The organism is Microbulbifer maximicatervae (SeqCode) (assembly GCF_052467325.1).
Window position 1 is genome coordinate 4,437,577 of record NZ_CP174310.1, and the last position, 16,538, is coordinate 4,454,114.

General features: G+C 47.7%; 11 protein-coding genes. 7 read left to right on the top strand and 4 right to left on the bottom strand.

The features are described 5' to 3' along the window. Positions 1–3 precede the first annotated feature (3 nt). Together ACJJIE_RS19885 and ACJJIE_RS19890 are read left to right on the top strand one after the other, a co-directional pair. Positions 4–3,402 (top strand): PilC/PilY family type IV pilus protein, encoded by a 3,399-nt coding sequence (locus ACJJIE_RS19885; RefSeq protein WP_444892738.1) that lies wholly within the window; start codon positions 4–6, stop codon positions 3,400–3,402. Between the two features lie 59 nt (positions 3,403–3,461). After that, on the top strand, positions 3,462–3,923 hold the full coding sequence (locus tag ACJJIE_RS19890) for a type IV pilin protein (protein WP_444892739.1): 462 nt from the start codon (positions 3,462–3,464) through the stop codon (positions 3,921–3,923). Positions 3,924–3,929: 6 nt separating this feature from the next. Here ACJJIE_RS19890 and ACJJIE_RS19895 read toward each other — a convergent pair whose 3' ends face one another. The 3 genes from ACJJIE_RS19895 to ACJJIE_RS19905 form a co-directional block, all read right to left on the bottom strand. Then, positions 3,930–4,493, bottom strand: a complete 564-nt coding sequence (locus tag ACJJIE_RS19895; RefSeq protein WP_444892740.1) for a GspH/FimT family pseudopilin — start codon at positions 4,491–4,493, stop codon at positions 3,930–3,932. 100 nt (positions 4,494–4,593) lie between these two features. After that, positions 4,594–5,994, bottom strand: coding sequence for a sigma-54-dependent transcriptional regulator (locus ACJJIE_RS19900; RefSeq protein ID WP_444892741.1), 1,401 nt, complete (start codon positions 5,992–5,994; stop codon positions 4,594–4,596). Between the two features lie 115 nt (positions 5,995–6,109). Then, the gene (locus ACJJIE_RS19905) at positions 6,110–7,705 is read right to left on the bottom strand and encodes a sensor histidine kinase (RefSeq protein WP_444892742.1); all 1,596 of its coding nucleotides are present in this window, start codon (positions 7,703–7,705) and stop codon (positions 6,110–6,112) included. A 92-nt stretch (positions 7,706–7,797) separates the two neighbouring features. On the opposite strand from ACJJIE_RS19905, the gene ACJJIE_RS19910 reads away from it, so the two are divergent. Beyond that, a complete protein-coding gene (locus ACJJIE_RS19910) occupies positions 7,798–9,426 on the top strand; it encodes an NAD+ synthase (RefSeq protein WP_282934352.1) in 1,629 nt (542 codons plus the stop codon). 57 nt (positions 9,427–9,483) lie between these two features. Here the strand turns inward: ACJJIE_RS19910 and ACJJIE_RS19915 are convergent, their stop codons facing one another. Continuing rightward, positions 9,484–10,434, bottom strand: a complete 951-nt coding sequence (locus tag ACJJIE_RS19915) for an outer membrane protein assembly factor BamD (RefSeq protein WP_282934351.1) — start codon at positions 10,432–10,434, stop codon at positions 9,484–9,486. Positions 10,435–10,534: 100 nt separating this feature from the next. On the opposite strand from ACJJIE_RS19915, the gene rluD reads away from it, so the two are divergent. The 4 genes from rluD to ACJJIE_RS19935 all read left to right on the top strand — a co-directional run bounded on the left by rluD (position 10,535) and on the right by ACJJIE_RS19935 (position 16,532). Then, entirely contained in the window at positions 10,535–11,488 is a 954-nt protein-coding gene (gene rluD / locus ACJJIE_RS19920; protein WP_444892743.1) for a 23S rRNA pseudouridine(1911/1915/1917) synthase RluD, read from the top strand. Between the two features lie 75 nt (positions 11,489–11,563). Then, complete coding sequence (gene pgeF / locus ACJJIE_RS19925) at positions 11,564–12,331, top strand: peptidoglycan editing factor PgeF (protein ID WP_444892744.1); 768 nt, start codon at positions 11,564–11,566, stop codon at positions 12,329–12,331. A 283-nt stretch (positions 12,332–12,614) separates the two neighbouring features. Beyond that, positions 12,615–15,218, top strand: a complete 2,604-nt coding sequence (gene clpB / locus ACJJIE_RS19930) for an ATP-dependent chaperone ClpB (RefSeq protein WP_282934348.1) — start codon at positions 12,615–12,617, stop codon at positions 15,216–15,218. A gap of 207 nt (positions 15,219–15,425) precedes the next feature. Next, a complete protein-coding gene (locus ACJJIE_RS19935; RefSeq protein ID WP_444892745.1) occupies positions 15,426–16,532 on the top strand; it encodes an efflux RND transporter periplasmic adaptor subunit in 1,107 nt (368 codons plus the stop codon). Positions 16,533–16,538: the final 6 nt, after the last annotated feature.

Here is a 16,538-nt window from a genome sequence, read left to right on the forward strand (position 1 = left end):
AAAATGAATTTTTCACCGTTAAATATAGTCCGCTTTCCACTAAAACCAATCACCGCTGCGCTGCTTCTGGTTTGTGTTAGTAACGAGGCTTTCTCTGCTCCGGGAGAATTGTCCGACGTTCCTCTTTATTCTCGCGGCTCTGCAGAACCTAATTTGATGTTTGTATTGGACTCTTCAGGATCAATGGAAGCAATGGTTTTGCCTGCGGATGGATATGATACTTCTGATGCAGCAGGGTCTAGCTGCAGCAGCCCAATGTCTATGCAATATACCTATACAGATTCTTGCGGTGGCGGTGGTCATGGCCATGGTGGTGGCGGCACCTGTAGCTATACGGGCACTTATGATGAGGTGGAATATCGGGTCGACAGCTCAGACGGTAGTGTAACTATCAAATTAGTTGATACTGATAACAATGATGATACTAGCTGGTTTACTTGGAATAGCAGTAATAACTGTTTTGATGAAGATGAGGATTATACGGCTTGGCTCTATGCTGCAGACGACTCTGGCAGCAGTTATTATTCTACAGGTGAAGATTCGAGTAATTATAGGGAGAGTGTTACTGGGCATTTCCTGAACTGGTTTTTTTCCAAGGAAAATAGCAGTGGTGGCTACGAGGCGGATGAGTTCACAGATGATGATGGTGATGCGGCTCGTTCCAAAGTAGATATACGCCGAACCGATATCATGATCAGTGCTGCCCAAGAGTTGGTAACTGGGCTGGATGATGTGCGCGTTGGTTTGATGCAATTTAACAGTAGGAACGGAGCTAGATTACTCTTCGGGCTGGAGAGTCTCACGGATGATAATCGTGACAGCATCCTCGATATTATTGAAGATATTGATGCAAGTGGAAATACCCCGCTCGCAGAGAGCTTTGCTGGTGTAGGTCGGTATTTTATTACTGGCTATGAAGAAAATAACCTTACCTATACCGATGCAGATGGCAGTGAAGAAGAGGTAGCTGGGGAGGAAATTTTCGCGGGAGAGACTTCAGGAGGCAGTACTAGCACTATTTTGGATTGGAATGGTGTTAGTGAACCGGATGATACAGTTGATGGAGGTGCTATCCAATACTACTGTCAAAATAGCTTTATGGTGGCCCTAACAGATGGGGAACCAACTCGGGATGATAGTATAAGCAGTCATTTGCAGGGCTACGATGACGGTAGTTGTTCCTCAAATACCGGAGGTTGCACCGATGATGAAATGGATGATGTTGTTAAGGCCCTGTACGATATTGACTTGCGCCCGGATTTAACAAAAACAGATGGTGAAGAGGTCGTTAATAATATTACCAGTTACATCATTGGTTTTGCTGAAGATGGTTTATCAGATACTGACCTGATGAAAAATGCTGGAGAATTAGGCGGCGGTGGTGTGTATACGGCAAGTAATGCTGATCAACTCCAAACCACTTTTAATACTATTATTAATAATGTGCAGTCTATTGTTGGTAGCTCAAGTTCAGTATCGTTTAATACTTCTTCACTGGAAGCTAATTCAGCAATATTTTCTGCAAGTTTTGATAGCAGCGCCTGGTCGGGAGATCTAGAGGTTTGGGCACTCGATGATGAAGGAAATATTGCTTCTACTTCCTCATGGCAGGCTAGCACGGAGCTAGCTTCTATTAGCACCGGTAATAGAGTGATGCTCTCCTACAGTGGTGGTGTTGGAGTAGCTTTCACTGCGTCTGGGCTGGGTACTTCGGGAACAGATCATGCTGACGATCTAAATCTTGACATCCAATCCAACGCGGGGGTCGATGATGGTGGTGCCTCAGATCGTATTGACTATCTTAGGGGGGATCAAACTGACGAAGGAACTGGGACAGGTGATTTCCGCGTTCGAGAAAGCCGCCTTGGTGATATTGTAAGTTCGACTCCGGTATATGTGGGTGCACCCAGTTCTTCTTGGGGCGAAGCTGAATTCAGTGAAGCTTCCACCTATGATAGCTTTGTTAGTTCTAACAGTAGCCGTACACCAGTTGTTTATGTGGGGGCGAATGATGGCTTTTTACATGGTTTTAATGCGAATGTAAGTGGAACTGACGCAGGTAAAGAATTAATTGCGTATTCCCCTGCTGCCTTATTAAGCACTAGTGCGGATGAAGGCTTACATGCATTAAGTTCTCAGTACTATACCCATAAATATTATGTTGATGGGACTCCTACAACTTCCGACGCATATATTGATGGAAGCTGGGAAACAGTCCTTGTGGGCGGCTTAGGTGGCGGCGGTAAAGGGTATTATGCACTGAACATCACTAACCCCTCAGATTTTACCGAGGCGAATGCTGCCAATATCGTTTTGTGGGAATTTACAGATTCAGACAATAGCAACCTAGGTTATAGCTTTAGTCGACCTCAGGTTGGTCGTATGTCAAATGGTGAATGGGCTGCGATATTTGGAAATGGATATAATAGTTCAACGGGTGATGCTGGCCTGTTTATCGTATATCTGGATGGTGAGGATGGTAGTGGTAATTCCCATGTCTATATTTCAACAGGGACCGCCGACACCGATGATAAAAATGGGATGTCAACACCAGCGATTGTCGACTCCGACCTGGATGGTACTATAGACCGTATTTATGCTGGAGACTTAAAAGGAAATATGTGGGCATTTGATGTCTCAGCGACAGGAAGCTGGGATGTTGCTTCGTCAACTACTTCTCCATCGCCACTTTTTTCAGTTTCAGGGGAAGCAATTACTGGTGCTCCTCTCGTTGCAAGAAATACAGATAACTCTTCCGGCGCTTCCCCTAATTTATTAGTAGCATTCGGTACAGGTCAATACTTAGTAGACTCAGATACTAGTGATACTGACCCAGGTGGATTTTACGTTGTATCTGATAATGACGTATTTAATTTAGATACAGATAACTTGGAAGAACGCACGCTGACATCTGAGGTTCTTACCTTGGATGATGGAAGTACTACAACTCTGAGGACTGTATCGGGATCAGAGTTTACCTGGAGTGATAAATCGGGTTGGTATATGCCTTTGCAAGAGGGTAGTACAGCAAGTCAGGATGGAGGTGAGCGTGTTATTACTCGACCAGAACTACAGAACTATGTTTTATTTTTTAATACCCTGATCCCTACAGGACAAGTTTGCGCTGCCGGGGGCTATGGTTGGTTGATGTCGGTGGATGTTTGGACTGGCTTGGCTCCAGAGGATTCTGTTTTCGATGCAAATAATGACGGTGTAATTGATGAAGATGATTATGGTTATGTAGGTGAAATGCTCTCCGAAAGTAGTCCAAACGAATCAGGCTTCTTGGGTACTAAGCAGTATACCGGTACCAGTGATGGTGAGGTGCATGAGCGAGAGGTGGATTTTGGTGATGGAGATAGAGCCGGTCGTCTCTCATGGGAGGAAATTACACCAAATTAATGGCATGTGGTTAACATATAGCGCCCGGCTTTGCCGGGCCATTCCAGGTATGAAAATATATGAAAATGAAAAATTATAGTGGATTTACTTTAATTGAGTTAATGGTGGTGGTAGCAATTATTGGTATTATTGCTGGACTGGCTTGGCCCGCATACCAAAATCATATAGTTACTTCTCAGCGCGCTGACGCTCAAGGAGCATTAATGAGTATGGCGCAAGCAATGGAGCAGCATTTTACGCAGAACGGTTCTTATACTGGAGCTGCAGATGGGGGAGCAGATACTGGATCTCCTTCTATTTTTTCTACAGAAGCTCCTCTCGATAGTAGTAATAAAACGTATGATTTGACCATTGAGAGCGCCGATGATTCTTCCTACACCATTCGGGCCACACCCAAAAATACTCAAGCTGGTGATGGGGTAATTGAGCTCCGCTCTAGTGGTGTTCGCGCTTGGGATAGAGGGGATGACGGAGCCTTCGCTGATCCGGATGATTTGTGTTGGAGTTCTGTTTGTAACTAAAACCTTTTACTGACAGGTTAATTCATCTCCACTACCATTTTCTACAATGTTATTCCCATCTTTATCTTTTGCATAATAGGGTCTTCCAATAGCATTAAGAATGATAATCCATCCATACTCTGCCTCGCCACTCTCGGGGCAGAAAGAGAAGTTTCCACTTTGAGAAGGAGTGGTTCCTGTTGGCTTATAAATCAGGAATCCCTTATTATTAAATGCATTCCAGCTAAGAGAAGCTCCCTTTTCAGCTTGACCTAAATATCTGATGATTTGATCTTCTGGATCCAGTTTGCCATTACCGTTTTCGTCGGCAAATAATAAAGCTCCATCTGACCAGTCACTGGAGCACTCATCAGCTAATCTTTTCTTTGGGCAAAGTGTGAAATTGCGCTTCTCATTCAGTGCTCTGTTACGCATAAGTATAAGTAGTTCAAAAAGCTCTCTCTGTTTAACTTTATTTTTATAGCGTTTAAAAAAGTCGTTAAAAGAGGGTAGGGCTATAGCTGTTAATACAGCAATAGTCATTATGCAAATGATTAATTCTATGAGGGTAAATCCAGCAAGGCGTTTCATTGTGCAAACTCCTTCGATTTGAATTTGCACTAGAATACTACCTGGATTACATATTCCAACTACATTAAATTACGGTACGATAGTCCTAACCGCGATGAATCTAATTTTCAAGTCCAAGTTTTTTTAATCTATACCTAAGAGAACGAAAGCTGATGCCAAGCTTTTGGGCTGCAGCAGTGCGATTCCATCGTGTTTTAACTAAGGTTTCTTCAATAACTTCTTTTTCTATTCTTTGTAGGAATTCGTCTAGTGAATCGCTCTTGTTTGCGTTGAAGTTTTCTGTGCTGGCGGCTTTTTCTGTCTGAGGTAGAGCAACACTGTGCTTTTTATCTAAAGAGTTTTCTTGCCTATTGTTACATTCAAGTAAGAGGTCTTCCTCTCGAATTATGTTTTGATCAGATAAAGTGAAAGCTCTCTCAAGAATGTTCTCAAGTTGTCTGACATTTCCTGGGAAGGAATAATTTTGCAAAGCAATTATAGCTTCATGTGATAAGGCTGGAGGGGTAAGCCCTGCGCTAGAGGCTATACGTTGCATAATGACGTCAGTTAGGAGAGGGATATCTTCGGTCCTGTCACGAAGAGGGGGGACAGTGATCTCGATAACATTTATACGATAATAAAGATCGTTTCGGAAACGTCCGCCTATTACTTCTTCGCTTAAGTCCTTGTGGGTCGCACTTAGAATACGTGTATCTATTGATATTTCTTTGTTAGAGCCAATTGGTCGTATGGATTTTTCTTGAATTGCTCTGAGAAGCTTTACTTGCATTTCCAGAGGAAGGTCTGCTACTTCATCTAGAAAAAGGGTACCGCCCTCCGCGCTTTGCAGAAGGCCTTTATGATCTTTGTGCGCACCGGTAAAACTTCCCTTTTGGTGCCCAAAGAACTCACTTTCCATTAGTTCAGAGGGTATTGCGCCACAGTTAATAGCAATAAAGGGCTGTTCAGCTCTGGCACTTTGTAAGTGAATAGAGCGGGCAGCAAGCTCTTTACCCGCACCTGACTCACCACTGATATAGACAGGCGCGTCACTACGCGCGACCTTACTGATTTGTTGGCGAAGTTTATGAATATTATCTGCTTCGCCAAGTATGAGATCCTTCTGGGGATTGCTTTGCTGTGGTGCCTGGTTGCTATCCAAACGCAGAGCGAGCTGTGCCAAATTACGTAATCGATCAAGATCTACCGGTTTACTCACAAAATCAAAAGCCCCCAGTTTGAGTGCTTTGATTGCAGTATCCATATTCCCGTGAGCTGTTATAACAGCGATAGGTAGCTCAATTTCTGTGCATCCTTGAATATATTCAACTAGCTGTAGTCCATCTCCATCAGGTAGACGTAAATCAGTTAGACAAAAGTTATAGGTATTTCGGTCGAGAGCGCTTTTAGCCTCTGAGAGAGTAGCAGCAGTGTGGCAATCAACGTCCATCCTTTGAAGGGTGAGACTAAGTAGATTACAAATATCCGGTTCATCATCGACAACTAGTGCCAGTGGGCGCATCGTTATTCTTTCTTTTCTAGTTTTGTTCACTTTATGCCAAAAGGCATGAAACATGATTATGTCAGAAATTTCTAGTAAATAATGATTTAGTTACAGAGAAATGTCCTGACTTAGATCAGGTCACTTCCATAGAATGCGCAAACTCCAGACGGAAACAGCTTTTATTGTCATCACTTTGGCAATGAAACAAACTGACTCTGTTGGCCTCGCACAATTCTCGAGCAATATATAATCCGAGGCCACTTCCTGCCTTATCAGTAGTAAAAAATGGCTCAAATACCTGATTTTTCAGCTCAGGAGGGATACCACTGCCATTATCCTTAATATCCAATATGGAATGCCCCTTTTCATTATTGTAGTAGGCATGGATGGTTGCATAGCGCTGTCCGGTTTCTATTTCTGAGTGGCGCAGGGCATTGTCTGTGAGGTTGGTAACAACCTGAGATAATTGAGCAGAGTCAAAATTAGCCGGAATAAATTTCTCAGAAAAGACCAATTCAATTTTACTTTTTGGGGAACTACCTGTGTCGAAGTCAATGAAAAACTGTTGGAGCCAGTCACGCAGGTTATGCTCTTCCCGTGAATTTGCGCGCCGCCTGGATAATTGCATAACATTTTCGATAATTTGATTTACTCGGCTGCTCTGCCGACAAATAATATCAATTAAGTGTCTATCCTCATCTTTGAGCTGATTAGATTCAGACAAGAGTTGTGCAGCATGATTGATTGCAGAGAGTGGGTTGCGCACTTCATGAGCAATAGATGCAGTTAAGTGTCCTAATGATGCAAGTTTCAGCTTTTGTGCTGCTTCCGTGAGCTTTCTGTTGTCCTCAACAAAAATTAGTGTGCTATTGCCACTTTTATGGCGCAACTGAGCAAAGTTTAGTTGCAGCTCTTCGTTATTATCCGCTTGAATAAGAACGTTAGTATTTCCATTTTGGTGACGCCAGGCTTGAATTTGACGGTGAAGCTCAGAGTTAAGGGGGGCTTCAGAAGTTAATTGGGTTCCCAATAGTCGAATGGCAGCCCTGTTGATTAACTCAGGCTTACTGGATGCACCCATAACGAGTACACCCGTGCTCATTCTTTCAATAATTTGTTGTGCCAGTCTATGGAGGTGTGCAGCTTGCCGGCTCTGCTGGTCTGCGCGAAGGTTGGCTTTTCGTATACGCTCTGACAAATACTGAATTGCGCTTACTGTTACAAACATCAGTAAGCCAAGTCCTCCAGCAGAAACTATTTCTTGGCTAGAGCCAGAGCCAGAGCCAGAGCCAGATAATAGATGATAAAGTTGGAGAGTAATTACCCCCAGGCTGGCCATTGCTGCAAAAAATGCACTCAGACGCCGATCTAGCAGAATGGCGCCGATAGAGCAGCTGATTAACAGCAGGTAACCCAGGCCAGAGTTCAGGCCGCCGCTGGCTTCAATCAATAATAAGAAAACCAGGATGTCGCAACCCAAAATAATACCGACCTGGCCGCTATTAGTTTGATAGGCTTTCTGGCGTAAAAAGAGCAGCCAACCTATATTCAGAGAGGCGTACGCTGCAGTAGTGTATATGAACAGCGTTTGTGAGTGCTTACCTAGCGAGCCCCCGCCAATATCTGAGAAAAAAACCCCAAGTAAAACCAAGGCTATTGCAACCCGGTAGATTGCGCTAATCCGCAGGAGTTCGTGATGCTGTAAGGGGGATGTTTGGGAGCTGCTCAATGTAGATGACCGGTATTCTTGTAGTGGTGAGCCGCTGCTGTTGTTACCCCGATAGGGTTACAATAGCGGCCTGTCTTGTCCGAGGTTCAACGATGTCTACTTTGCAGTTAGTGCTGGCACAAATCAATTCCCTGGTTGGTGATATTCCCGGGAATACCAAGCAGGTGATAGAAGCTGCGCGCCGAGCGCACCAGGAGCTGGGTGCTGATTTGGTACTTTTTCCAGAGCTGACCCTGTGCGGCTACTCTCCTGAAGACTTGTTGTTGCGACCCAGTATGCAGATTCGTATTGATACGGCATTGGATCAGCTTAAAGCTGCAGATCTGCCCTGCGCCATTGTTGTGGGTTACCCCAAGTTATTTGATGGCGTTATGTTCAATATGGCGGGAGTCATAGTTGAGGGAGAGTTAATCGCAGAATATGCCAAACAGAAGCTGCCTAACTATCAGGTATTTGATGAAAAGCGTTACTTCAAACCGGGTAAAACCCCTTGTGTAGTAGATATCAAAGGAGTTCCGGTAGGGCTAAGTGTTTGTGAGGATATTTGGTTTCCAGAGCCCATCAAGCAGTCAGTCGATGCTGGAGCCAAGTTGATTCTCAACATCAATGCATCACCTTTCCATCGGGGCAAGGCTCAACAGAGGCTGGAATTGGTCTCTAGGCAGGCAAAGAATGCCGGGGTCCCCATTGCCTATGTGAACTGGTGCGGTGGTCAGGATGAGCTGGTTTTTGACGGCGGCTCAATTGTTGTTGACGCCGAGGGAGAAGTATGTGCCAGGGCTGAGGAGTTTGGAGAGCAGTTGCTGCCAGCTTCCATATCTTTGCAGGGAGAGAACTTGACGGTACTCCCAGGGGAAATTGCTTCTCCTCAAGGCGATTTGGCTTCTGTGTACCAAGCTCTGGTACTCGGGGTGCGCGACTACGTTAATAAGAATGGTTTCAATGGCGTTGTGCTGGGGTTGTCGGGTGGAATCGACTCTGCTCTGACATTGGCAGTTGCGGTCGATGCGCTGGGCAAAGAGCGTGTTGAGGCAGTAATGATGCCGTTTCGCTATACCTCGGATCTGAGTAAAGGCGATGCGGCCGATCAGGCGGAAAGAATGGGGGTTCACTATCGGGAAATTAGTATCGAGCCCATCTTTGATTCGTTTATGGGGGCTCTTGCTGAAGAATTTGCTGGCAGTGAGAGGGATACCACTGAGGAGAACCTGCAGGCCCGCTCTCGTGGCGTGCTTTTGATGGCCATCTCCAATAAAAAGGGCGCAATGGTCCTGACCACTGGTAACAAGAGTGAGATGGCCGTTGGTTATGCAACCTTATACGGGGATATGGTAGGCGGGTTCAATGCACTGAAGGATGTTCCCAAAGTATTGGTATTCGAGCTGGCCCGTTACCGCAACACAATTTCTGAGGTGATTCCTGAAACAGTCATTACTCGCCCGCCCAGTGCTGAGCTGGCCCCGGACCAGGTGGATTCTGACAGCCTTCCGCCTTATGAGACCCTGGATCAAATTCTCAATCTCTATGTCGATCAAGACCACAGCGCTGAGGAAATCATTCAGCGTGGCTTCCAGAGAGAGGATGTAGAGCGTGTGGTCAGGTTAGTGGGGCGCAATGAGTACAAGAGGCGCCAGGCAGCCATCGGGGTGCGTATTTCTGAGCGCGGATTTGGAAGGGATCGCCGTTATCCCATAACCAATGGCTGGAAGCTGGGTGACTAGCTATCCTGAAAATAGAAACGGCGCCGAATGGCGCCGTTTCTATTTTAAACTGATAAGTTACAGAAGCTCTGGAGGCAGAGGAGTTTCGTCCCGGTTGTATTCGGGGTTATAGAGCTCCCGGCTGTCAAAGCCCCTCGGATCAGATTTTTCAAACAGGCCCAGGGTGACCCTGTGCACTAGACTGCGGCCGCTCGGGCCTTTGTAAAAGTCGTAGTTGAAGGTGCCGTCTTCGTTAAAAGCGGGGTGCTTTGGATAGTTATTGCGCAGCACATCCAGGGCATTAGCCTCAAGATCTTGCATCTCCATCAAATGGTAACCTTGAACCATAACGGCCAGGGCATCAGGAATTGCGGGTGTCTGCTGGAAGTTTTCCACAATGTAGCGGCCGCGATTGGCTGCTGCGAGGTAGGCGCCGCGCTTAAAGTAGTAGTTGGCCACGTGAACTTCATAGCGGGCCAGCAGGTTACGCAAGTGGATCATGCGCTTTTGCGCGTCTGGAGCGTAGCGGCTTTCAGGGTAGCGAGCCATTAATTGAGAGAAATAAGCGAATGACTCCCGCGCCGAGCCTGGATCGCGGCTGGTCAAGTCGGTCGGCATGAAACGCTCGAACAGGCCTGTGCCCTCGGTGAAGGAAGATAGCCCTTTCATGTAATAGGCATAGTCGACATTGCGGTGCTGGGGGTGCAGGCGGATAAAGCGGTCCGCAGCGGCAATAGCAGCGTCGTTTTCATAGTTGCGGTAGTAGGCATAGATCAGCTCGAGCTGAGCTTGCTCGGCATAGTTGCCGAACGGGAAGTTATCCTCCAGAGCCCGCAGGTTTCGGATCGCAAGATCCCACTGGCTGGTTCGCAGCTGTCGCTGGGCCATCTCGTAGTAGGCCTGCTCTGTACGAGCACCGGTGGGCAAGCCCACTTCCGAATCATCTGTGTTGGCGCAGGCAACCAATATTGCGGACACCAAGGCCAGCCACAGCATTTTCCAGGTCTGCATAGCCCCTCGCTCTATCATTCTTACACTCTACCTTATTAAACTACCCACCAGTATTAACCTGGCGCGTCGGACATTTAACCACAGTCGCGGAGCTGCCCAAAGTATTTGCAATTGATTGATGATTGAACACCTAAAACTAGATATCCAAGTTCCTGCCAATATGGCTGGTCGACGGTTAGACCAGGCCGCAGCCGAATTAATTCCCGATTTTTCGCGCGCGCGCCTTCAATCGTGGATCAAAGGCGGTCAGCTTACCCTGAACGGCGCCCCAGCTAAGGCCAAGGACAAGCTCTTTGGCGGTGAGCTTATCCAGCTTTGCGCAGAGCTGGAACCCCAGGGTAGCTGGGCTGCCCAGGACCTCGACCTGGACATTATGTACGAAGATGACTGCCTGATGGTGGTCAATAAGCCTGCGGGCCTCGTAGTCCACCCCGCTGCCGGTAACCCCGATGGCACTCTGCTCAATGGCCTGCTCCACCACAACCCAGCACAGGAGCTGATACCTCGAGCCGGTATTGTTCACCGGCTGGATAAGGACACGAGTGGCCTGATGGTTGTGGCTAAGACTTTGACCGCTCAGGCCCATCTAGTGGATCAATTAAAGCAGAGAACGGTGAGTCGACAGTATGATGCCCTGGTCCAAGGATATATCACCACTGCGGGTCGTGTTGATGCGCCCATCGGTCGGCATCGTCAAAATCGTCTCAAGATGGCTGTTTTGGACTTTGGCGGCAAAGAGGCGATCACTCATTATCGTGTACAGGAGCGTTACAGCGCTTACACGCTCTTACGCTGCAAGCTGGAAACCGGTCGTACTCATCAGATTCGGGTACACATGGCCCATATCAGGCACCCGCTCGTGGGCGATCCACTCTACGGAGGCCGCCCAAAGTTGCCTCCAGAGGCCTCGGCAGACCTTGTTGAAGCTCTCCAGAGCTTCCCTCGGCAGGCTCTGCATGCGGCTGAATTAGCGCTAGTACATCCCACCAGTGGACAGGACATGCATTGGTGTGCGCCAATGCCTGCTGACATGCAAGTACTGCTCGATCAGTTGCGCGCTGATGAGCCTTGAAGTACCGGTTATAAATTCGCCTGGGCACCTATCGCCGGTTCTCGAAAGGACAATTTCGCAAAGCAAGATATCTCAATGCCAAGTAACCACTACCTGATACCCGACTGGCCCGCACCCGCAGGGGTGAGGGCGGCGACGACGCTACGTACTGGGGGCCAAAGTTGTGGCCATTTTTCCTCCTTTAACCTGGCCGCTCACGTGGGGGACAAGGAGTCAGCTGTTACTGCCAATCGCCAACAGTTGAGGGAGGAGCTTGAGTTGCCCTCAGAACCGCAGTGGCTGGAGCAGATCCATAGCGACAAAGTAGTCGAGGCAAGTGATGACGCCTTAGTTCGAACCGCAGATGCCTGCTTTAGTATGAAAAGAGGTGTTGTCTGTGCCGTGCTAACCGCAGACTGTTTGCCTGTTTTGCTAAGCGATAAGAGTGGTAACCGCGTAGCAGCAGCCCATGCCGGGTGGCGCGGATTGGCCGGTGGTATATTGCGCAACACCGTACGGGCGATGAAGTGTGATCCTGAGGAGTTGATGGTTTGGTTGGGTCCAGCGATTGGTCCGGAGGCCTTTGAAACCGGAATCGATGTCCTCGAGGCATTCTTTGAAAATGCAATTAGCAGTCGACACACAGAAAAAATCGCTAGCTGTTTCCGCCCACACACTAAGAAACCACTGCACTTTTTAACAGATATCTACGCCCTGGCTCGCGCGGAGTTGGCAGAGCTGGGGATTGGCGAGGTGTACGGTGGGGGGCTCTGCACAATGTCAGAACCTGAGAAGTTTTTTTCCTACCGCAGGGAGTCTGAAACCGGTCGTATGGCAACTTTGATATGGCGGGATAAAGACTGAACTGAATTTCTAGATGGCTTATTTTTTCTGTGTAAGCCATTCGATAATATTGGGGCAGCTTGGGCAATTACAAGGCTGGGCGTTGACTGGGCTGTAAAAAATTATAAGAGATAGATTTGCCGCAAAACCACTTTGCATAGAATAAATGCCGCTATTGATTTAAATCATTGAAAACCCTTCCTGCGCCCCTATTTTACTTGTCAGTACCATAGCGAATGTAAAAGGCAAATTAGTGCCACTATTGCAGCGCTTCTGAAAAAATCGAGTAAAAGAGGTTTCGTTCATGCGAATTGACCGAATGACAAACCCGCTACAGGCGGCATTTGCTGATGCGCAATCCCTGGCGGTAGGGCGCGACCACAACCAGATTTATCCCGAGCACTTGATTCTGGCACTGCTTAACCAGAACAACGGAAGCGTACCCGCATTCCTGTCACAGGCGGGATTTAACCTAAACGGGTTGCGCAATGACCTTGCCAAGCGGTTGGATAGCCTGCCGCGGGTGACTTCCCCCACGGGTGATGTGGGGATGTCCCAGGAATTAATGCGCTTAATGAATCTCACGGACAAGCGAGCCCAACAAAATGGTGACAGTTTTATTTCCAGTGAAACTGTATTACTGGCAGCTTTCGACTCTGCGGCGGGAGAGATTTCCAAAATCCTAAATGCCAACGGCGACATTAAACAATTAGAGGCGGCAATTCAAAAAGTGCGTGGCGACGAAAAAGTGGATGACCCCAATGCGGAAGAAGCGCGCCAGGCGCTGGATAAATATACTCTCGACCTGACCGAGAGGGCTCTGGCCGGCAAGCTTGACCCGGTGATCGGCCGCGATGATGAAATACGGCGGACGATTCAAGTCTTACAGCGGCGTACCAAGAATAACCCTGTACTAATTGGTGAGCCGGGTGTTGGTAAAACTGCCATTGTTGAAGGGCTCGCTCAACGTATCGTCAATGGTGAAGTGCCGGAAGGGTTAAAGGACAAACGTCTTCTTTCCCTGGATTTGGGGGCATTGTTGGCGGGCGCAAAATTTCGTGGAGAATTTGAAGAGCGGTTAAAAGCAGTACTCAACGAATTATCAAAACAGGAAGGTCGCATTATTCTCTTTATCGATGAGATCCACACGATGGTGGGTGCCGGTAAAGCTGAGGGGGCCATGGATGCGGGAAATATGCTGAAGCCCGCTTTGGCCCGCGGGGAATTACATTGTGTCGGTGCAACCACTCTGGATGAGTATCGGCAATATATTGAAAAAGATGCAGCGCTTGAGCGGCGTTTCCAAAAAGTGCTGGTTGATGAACCAACTGAAGAGGATACGGTTGCGATTCTGCGCGGATTAAAAGAACGCTACGAAGTACATCACGGTGTTGATATTACCGACTCTGCAATTATTGCCGCGACAAAATTATCGCAGCGTTATATCACTGACCGTCAATTACCAGATAAAGCGATTGATCTTATTGATGAAGCCGCCAGCCGGATACGCATGGAGATCGATTCCAAACCGGAATCCATGGATAAATTGGAGCGCCGTTTAATTCAATTAAAGATTGAACGAGAGGCGGTTAAAAAGGATACGGATGATGAGGCGACTAAAAAACGCCTGTCGAAACTGGAAGAAGAGATTCTACAACTGGAGAGGGAATACTCCGACCTTGAAGAGGTTTGGAAGGCGGAGAAGGCACAGCTTGCCGGCAGCCACGACCTCAAGGAAAAGCTCGAGCAGGCCAAGCTCGATATGGAGTCTGCACGGCGTGCAGGTGATCTCAATAGAATGTCTGAATTACAGTACGGTGTAATACCACAACTTGAACAACAGCTTAAAAGTGCTGCTACCGCTGAAGCTTCTGAAGAACCCCGCCTGCTGCGCAATCGGGTGACCGATGAAGAGGTGGCTGAAGTGGTATCTCGCTGGACGGGTATTCCTGTATCTAAGATGCTTGAAGGTGAGCGTGAAAAGCTACTGCGAATGGAAGATGAGTTGCACAAGCGGGTCATCGGACAGGGGGAAGCGGTGGAAGCGGTTGCTAATGCCGTACGCCGCTCGAGGGCGGGACTAGCTGACCCCAACCGACCCAATGGCTCATTCTTATTCCTCGGCCCAACCGGTGTGGGTAAGACGGAATTATGCAAGGCATTGGCTCAGTTCTTGTTTGACACAGAAGACGCCATGGTGCGTATCGACATGTCGGAATTTATGGAGAAGCACTCTGTGGCCCGACTGATTGGCGCCCCCCCCGGATATGTAGGTTATGAAGAAGGGGGATACCTGACTGAAGCGGTGCGGAGAAAGCCCTATTCTGTTGTGCTATTAGATGAAGTGGAGAAAGCGCACCCCGATGTATTCAATATTCTTTTACAGGTCCTTGATGATGGCCGCCTGACCGACGGCCAGGGGCGCACGGTGGACTTCCGTAATACCGTCGTCGTAATGACTTCAAACCTTGGCTCAGATTTAATTCAAAAATACGCCACCGCAGAAAATGGCGACGACCTGGACGCTGAAATTCGTTATCGACAGATGAAAAGTGCGGTGATGGAAGTGGTGGGGAACCATTTCAGGCCGGAGTTCATAAATCGCATTGACGAAGTAGTTGTCTTCCATCCACTGGATAAGGCAGAAGTACGCTCTATTGCCGAAATTCAGCTGCAACAACTTTGCCGCCGACTGACAGAGAGAGACCTGAAATTAGAGGTATCTGAAAGCCTGTTGGATAAATTAGCAGAAGTTGGGTTCGATCCCGTTTATGGTGCACGGCCATTAAAGCGTGCTATTCAGGTATGGCTGGAAAACCCGCTGGCGCAAGATGTTCTCGCCGGTAAATTTTCCCCTGGAGCAACAATCCGTGCGGATGTTGAAGGCGATAAAGCCGTATTCCGATAAAAAAGCACTTGGGGGTGCCATATAGTGCACCCCTTAACTCCCACCGATTCCTCACTCTCTCCATATCTATACTCACAGGTGCGCTAATCCGTTTGCTCGGATATTTACGTAGAGGGGCATCCCTCCGTAGCGCATAGTTTCCCTTGCAAGTATCAGTTTATAGTTTTTATTGACGACACCTTACGGGGGCCTGATATCAGTAAGCGTATGTTGCTAATGCTGCTGGGATGCCTTTTGCTCTTCGGCGGAATTTTTGCTTATAAATTTATTGGCAGGCATATGGTGAATCAGTTTATAGACAACTTAGCCCTGCCTGCGGCCACAGTGACTTCAGCAACCGCCCAGTTTCAATATTGGAAGGAAGACCTGAAAGGAATAGGCACTGTTCGAGCTGTTAATGGCGTAGAGGTTACTACCGAAGCTCAGGGGGTTATCAGCGCTATTCACTTCAAGTCGGGCCAGCATGTTAGGAAGGGCGATTTACTGGCGGAAATTTTTGCAGAACCGGAAAAGGCGCAGTTGCAGGTGTTGGATGCAGAGCTTCGCTTGGCCCGTCGCAATTACGTGCGGATCAAGACTCTGCTGGGGCGAGGTGTAACAACCGAAGCAGATTTGGATAGCGCTCGCAGTACTTTGGACCAGGTGGTTGCCAATATAGAAGTGCAACGGGCCAGGGTGGATCAGCGAGTTATCGTGGCGCCGTTTAGTGGAGTACTGGGAATTCGACAAATCGATCTTGGGCAGAATGTAAGTCCGGGGGAGTCTGTTGTTTCTCTACAGCAACTTGATCCTATTTTTGTTGATTTTTCCCTCCCTGAACAAAAATATGCCTTGGTTAAGGCTGGGCTTGCTATTCAGTTGACAACAGATGCTTTCCCTAAAAATACTTACGAAGGAAGAATTACTGCTGTTGACCCCCAAGTGGATAGTGCGAGTAGAAATTTTCTGATTCAAGCTACTCTGGAAAATCCCCAACACGATTTACGTCCTGGAATGTTTGCCCAAGTATCCGTAAAGATAAGTGCACAGCGAAAAGTGCTCGTCATTCCCAGAACCGCATTGGCTTTTGCTCCCTATGGGGTGGCGGTTTTTGTGTTGGAGCCCGATAAAGATGGTGAGCATATGGTCGCAGTTAAACGATTTGTGAAAACTGGTGAGGAACGTGGGGATCTAGTTGAAATTACACAAGGACTTTTGGTGGGTGACATAGTGGCTAGCAGCGGATTACTTAAACTTCGCAATGGAGAGAAAGCGGTTATCAATAATCAGAATCAACCCCCAGAAAGCGCAGACCCCACACCGGAAAATAGTTAAACCTGG